1 protein-coding gene is annotated in these 2,129 nt (G+C 68.8%); it reads right to left on the bottom strand.

Annotated elements, in window-relative coordinates; genetic code table 11:
* Window positions 1-2,093, bottom strand: a 2,093-nt coding sequence (locus tag I0Q12_RS18765; protein ID WP_307846345.1) for an amino acid adenylation domain-containing protein, incomplete at its 3' end; no start/stop codon positions are given.
* Between the last annotated feature and the right edge of the window lie 36 nt (window positions 2,094-2,129).

Here is a 2,129-nt window from a genome sequence, read left to right as displayed (position 1 = left end):
AGCACCTCGGCGAACAACTCCGCCAGCACCGCCTCCGTCTCCGAGGCCGGTGCCCGGAACTCCGCCGCACCCGAACGGAAGTCCGGTTCCGGCAACGCCGCCCGATCCACCTTCCCGTTCGCCGTCACCGGCACCGCATCGAGGATCGACACCGTCGCCGGCACCATGTGCGGCGCCAGCCGCGTCCCTACCTGCGCCAGCACCGCCACCGGATCCAGCTCGGCGCCGGATTCGGGCACCACGTATCCGACGAGCCGATCCACCGCACCGCGATGGACACTCGCCACCGCCTGCTCGACACCGTCGCACGCCCGCAGCGCGGATTCGATCTCGCCGAGTTCGATGCGGAAGCCGCGGACCTTCACCTGCTGGTCGGAGCGGCCGACGTAGTCGAGTTCGAGCGTCCCGTCGTCGCGGCGACGCCACCGCGCCAGATCGCCGGTGCGGTACATGCGCTGCCCGTCCGGTGCGGCGACGAACCGTGCCGCCGACAATCCGGGACGATTGCGGTAGCCGCGGGCCAGCCCCGGACCGGACAGATACAGCTCCCCCACCACCCCGACGGGCACCGGCCGCAGCCGGTCGTCGAGGACGAGCTCGGCGAAGCCGCGGATCGGGCGGCCGATCGTGACGGGTTCTCCCGCAGTGAGCGGCCGGCCGGCGTTGGACTGGATCGTCGTCTCCGCCGGGCCGTAGGTGTTCACCATGGTCCGGCCCGGCGCCCACCGTGCCACCAGCTCCGGCGGGCAGGCCTCGCCGCCGACGATCACCGTGCCCAACCGGTCGAGTCCGATCGGATCCACCGTGCCCAGCGCCGCGGGAGTCAGTGCCGCGTGCGTGACCTGCTCACGCACCAGCACGTCTGCGAGCTCACACCCGCCGAACACCCCGGGCGGGGAGATCACCAGACAAGCACCGGATCCGAAGGCCCACAACATTTCCAGCACCGCCGCGTCGAAACTCGGCGACGCTGCGTGCAGCACCCGAGAATCCGGACCGAGCCCGAACCGAGCACGCTGTTCGGCGACCAGGTTCACCAGGCCCGCGTGCGTGACGGTCACACCCTTGGGCACACCCGTCGACCCGGACGTGTAGATCACGTACGCGGGATTCTCCATCCGCAGTGGGCACACGCGATCCGCATCGGTCACGCGATCGGGCGACGCCTGTTCGTACGGGTCGTCCAGGTTCAGCCACATGACTGTTGCCGGCAACGAATCGCGCGCATCGGCAGTCGTGAACCCGACCGTCACAGCCGAATCCGTGATCATGTGCTCGATCCGCGATGCGGGATAGTTCGGGTCGACGGGAAGGAAGGCCGCTCCGGTCTTCGCGACCGCCCACACCGCCAGCACCGACTCCACCGACCGCGGTACCGCGATCGCGACCGCCGCCTCCGGTCCGATACCGTATCGGATCAGCTTCCGCGCCATACGATTCGATTGCTCGTCGAGCTCACGGTAGGTCAGCCGATGCTCCCCCGCGACTACCGCGACCGCGTCCGGATCCGCTGCGGCCGACGCGACCAGGATGTCGGGCAACGTCACGCCGAGAATCGGCGATCCACCCGCGACCGGTACCAGTTCGGCGCGCTCGGCGTCGTCGAGCAGTGAGAACCGGTCGATGGGTGTATTGGACTGCACGACAAGCGATTCGATGATGTGACGCACGCGGTCGAGGATCGCGGCGACCTCACCGTGGCCGAAGAGATCAGGGAGATACTTGATCTTCAGGTGCAGCCGATCGTCCACGTGCGCAACCAAACCCATCGGATAATGCGCCGCATCCACGCCCGAGACATCCACCACCCGCATCCCCGCGATGTCCGTCTCCGCCGTCAACCCCCCACGATCGACCGGATACGACTCGAACACCGTCATCGTGTCGAACACCGCACCCGGCCCCGCCACCCGCTGCACATCCGACAACCCGACATAGTGATGATCGAGCAACCCCGCCTGCTCCGCCTGCACGCGATCGACCAACTCCCCCAACGACACCCCGGCGCCCCACCGCACCCGCACCGGCACCGTGTTCACGAACAACCCCACCATCGACTCCACCCCGTCGATCTGCGGCGGCCGCCCCGACACCGTCGCACCGAACGCCACGTCCTCCCGCGACGTCAA

The sequence above is a fragment of the Rhodococcus sp. CX genome (assembly GCF_015865005.1).
Classification (GTDB): Bacteria; Actinomycetota; Actinomycetes; order Mycobacteriales; family Mycobacteriaceae; genus Rhodococcus.
The sequence above is the reverse complement of the archived record's forward strand: the minus strand, read 5'-3'. Positions and strand labels throughout refer to the sequence as shown.